Origin of the sequence: Streptomyces sp. NPDC002619, assembly GCF_042889305.1 — a bacterium.
Taxonomy (GTDB): domain Bacteria; phylum Actinomycetota; class Actinomycetes; order Streptomycetales; family Streptomycetaceae; genus Streptomyces.
On sequence record NZ_JBIAQV010000131.1, the window covers coordinates 1 to 3,011 of the forward strand.

2 protein-coding genes are annotated in these 3,011 nt (G+C 67.9%); one reads left to right on the forward strand and one right to left on the reverse strand.

Annotation, left to right across the window (positions count from 1 at the left end; genetic code table 11):
* Positions 1–128 precede the first annotated feature (128 nt).
* On the forward strand, positions 129–596 hold the full coding sequence (locus ACFYXB_RS45700; RefSeq protein ID WP_389591410.1) for a hypothetical protein: 468 nt from the start codon (positions 129–131) through the stop codon (positions 594–596).
* Between the two features lie 285 nt (positions 597–881).
* Here ACFYXB_RS45700 and ACFYXB_RS45705 read toward each other — a convergent pair whose 3' ends face one another.
* A complete protein-coding gene (locus tag ACFYXB_RS45705) occupies positions 882–2,852 on the reverse strand; it encodes a SpoIIE family protein phosphatase (protein WP_389591413.1) in 1,971 nt (656 codons plus the stop codon).
* Positions 2,853–3,011 lie beyond the last annotated feature (159 nt).

A 3,011-nucleotide genomic window follows, 5' to 3' on the forward strand; every position in this document is an offset into this window, starting at 1 on the left:
GGCCCTGCTCGTATGCGCCGAGCACCTCGCGACCACCCGATCGGGACTCCGGTTCGATCGACAAACCCCAAGATCGGTACGACAACAGCTACTAAAGCTGTGGCAGGTTGGACGGACGAGGAGTTGCGGTGGCAACGACCGGCGGGGCAACGACCCGATCCTGGCGCTGGTATGGCGCGGCTGCCCTGGCCTCAACCGTGTTCCCTGCCGTGTTCGTGCAGGCGACTCTCCTCGCAAACTGGTACGTGGAACACCCGGTGATCGTCCCCGGCGACGATTCACCTGGCATCGCCGCAAACGCAGGGAACCTGCTCGCCGTGCCGGGTTTCGCCGTTGCTGCGATCGCCTGCCTGCTGTTCCCTCTGCTCTGGGGGATCGCGGCGTTCCGCAAGTGGAAGGGCGCGGCAGTAAAGGGTCTGCCGGTGTTTTCCACCGTCCTGCAGGGGGTCACCTTGCTGGTGGCCCTTCCGGTCGCCACGACCCTGCCCTACAACTGGGCCGACGTCACAACCCTAATCGCCGCAGTCCTGATCGCACTGTGGGCGTCGTCCCGAGACCGCTCTGGGCGCGCCGGACAGGCCCTGGGGTCGGCGTAGCGACTTTGGCCGGGAGTTTCAATGATCGAGTCAAGGGCGCAGGGGGCACTCGATCAGTTCTTCTGGAAGTGATGCGCCAAGTCTCCCACCTCGGGTCCTGCCAGGGGTGTCGCTCTGACGTGCGCCGACATGGTCGCCGACTGTCATCGTTTGTCAACGTCGGCTCGCCTCGGGCGGCCCAGGGGCGGCCCGGCAACCAGGACTCGGCACTTGGCGGTGTTCCCGGTCTGTGCCTACCCGATCGGACATGCAAGGGGCGCGTCAGGGGAGCTTGATCACGGGAGTTCATCCTCCGCGGCGGATGACCAGAACGGCCACGTCGTCGGTGTGGTCCACCGCGACCGCTGCCTCGAGGACTCGGTCGGCGGTCGCCTCCGCGTCCAGTCCGTCGTGGAGGGCTGCGCCGGCCAGTGTTCCGGCTCGCTCCAGTCCGGCCTCCAACGTCACGCCCGGTCCTTCGACCACGCCGTCGGTGACCATGACCAGCACGCTGTCCTCGTCCAGGGTGAAGGTCTCCTCCGCGTAGTCCATGCCGGGCACGACTCCCAGGACCGGCCCGCCCGGCAGCTCGTGGATGCTGTGGCTGCCGTCTGTGCGTGCGCACAGCAACGGCACATGGCCGGCGCTGGCGCCGGTGACCTGCCCGCTGAGCGGATCGATGTGCAGCATGGTGCAGCTGGCGAAGCGCGGGGGATCCATCGTGACGAGCAGCTCGTTGGTGCGCGTCAGCAGGGTTCCCGGATCCCGGTCCTGGTCGGCGATCGCGCGCATGGACAAGCGAACCTGTCCCATGAAGGCGGCGGCGTCGACGTCGTGCCCTTGAACGTCGCCGATCTCCAGGGCGACCGTGCCGTCGGGCATCACGAAGGCGTCGTACCAGTCCCCGCCGATGTCCAGCCCGTCCCGGCTGGGTTGGTAGCGGGCGGCGACCTCCAGGCCCGCCAGGTGCTCGGGCAGCCTGGGCAGCATGGTCTGCTGCAGCGCCGTGGCCAGCTCGACTCGTGCCTGCTGCAACCGGATGCGCCTCAGCGCCTGGCCTGCCAGATCGGCCAGCGTACCCACGAGGGTCCGCTCGTCCAGGGACGGCCGGTATCCGCTGCCGTAGGTCACCAGCCACCCCCCGAGCGGCTGATTGCCGGGCTCGATGAGCGGCATGATCGAGACGGCGTAGTCGGAGCCGAGTCGGCCCAGGTGCGGAAACTCGGCCCCGTGCGGCCAACGGCGGATGTAGTCCTCCCGGTCGCGGATGAAGTAAGACTTGCCGGTGCGGATCGCCTCGGGCAGCGGGCTCGGATGGTCCAGCGGCATGCCGTGCAGGACGTCGACCTCCCACATGCCTATTCCGGCGTCGGTGGAGACGCGCAGGCGGCCGTCGTCGACGAGTGCGAGCAGGGCGCCGCTGGCGCCGAAGGTCGCGGCGAGCCGGGTCAGGACGACCTGCTGCAGTTCCTGCTCCGTGGCTGCGGTGATCAAGGCGGAGGAGAACTCGGCGATGTCTTTGGCGCGCTGTCGCTCGGCAGTCAGCGCGGCCTGCGCCTTCACCCTGTGCTTCTCCTGCTTGGTGTCGTCGCGGACCATCCCGAAGATCCGTTCGGGGCCGGCATAGCCCAACTGGATCCGACGGGTCTGAACGGTCAGTCGGTGCCAGTCCTCGTGCTGGGTGAGGTACCGCAGCCTCACCCAGGGGGACTGGGTGGGGGGCGGGCGCAGGAGCTGCTGGAAGGCCTCCCGGTCGTCGGGATGCACTGCCGAGATCACACTGGAAAGCGGCGTAGTGGGATCCGGCAAGAGTGCGGCCAGGGCTGGTGCGCCACCGAGCCACTCCAGCTGTTGCCCCTGGGGTGAATACATCCACAGTCCGAGGTCGGCGGCCGCGGTGGCCATCCGGAACGGGATCAACAGGCTGGCCAGGTCGTTTCGCGCATCCAGTGCGTGCACCCAGACCAGCTGCTCGTCACCGGCGGGATCCTTCACCGGCCGCGCCTCGATCAAGCAGGCAACGGACGCTCCGCCTCGCCCGGGGAACTCCAGCACCCGCATCGCGACCGTCTTCGTCCTGGCGGCGTGGGCCACGAGGCTCTCGGCCGACATCCGCTGGCTTGCGGGCCACAGATCACCGAAGTCACGTCCCCGGCACTGCTGCGCCGACCTGCCCAGCGCCGTGGCCATCGCAGCGTTGAGACTGCTGATGACACCGTCCAGAGTCAGAAGAGCCGACGGGTCAGCTTTGTGAAGGAGTTCGTCCGAGGCAGCCATCCGCCGCTCCTTGGCAATCGTTGAACAAAGGATCAGGCGGATTCATCTCGAAGAGGTCCGCCGTCACCCTCTCTGTCAGCCTCTGGTGAGACGCCCCGCTTCGGCGGGTTAGCCTGAGAGGGCACGACAGGAGAACCACCCCCTCATGACCAGCACCAA

Coding starts and splice junctions, on each gene's coding strand:
- ACFYXB_RS45705 (WP_389591413.1), bottom strand. CDS start 2,852: ATGGCTGCCTCGGACGAACTCCTTCACAAAGCTGACCCGTCGGCTCTT.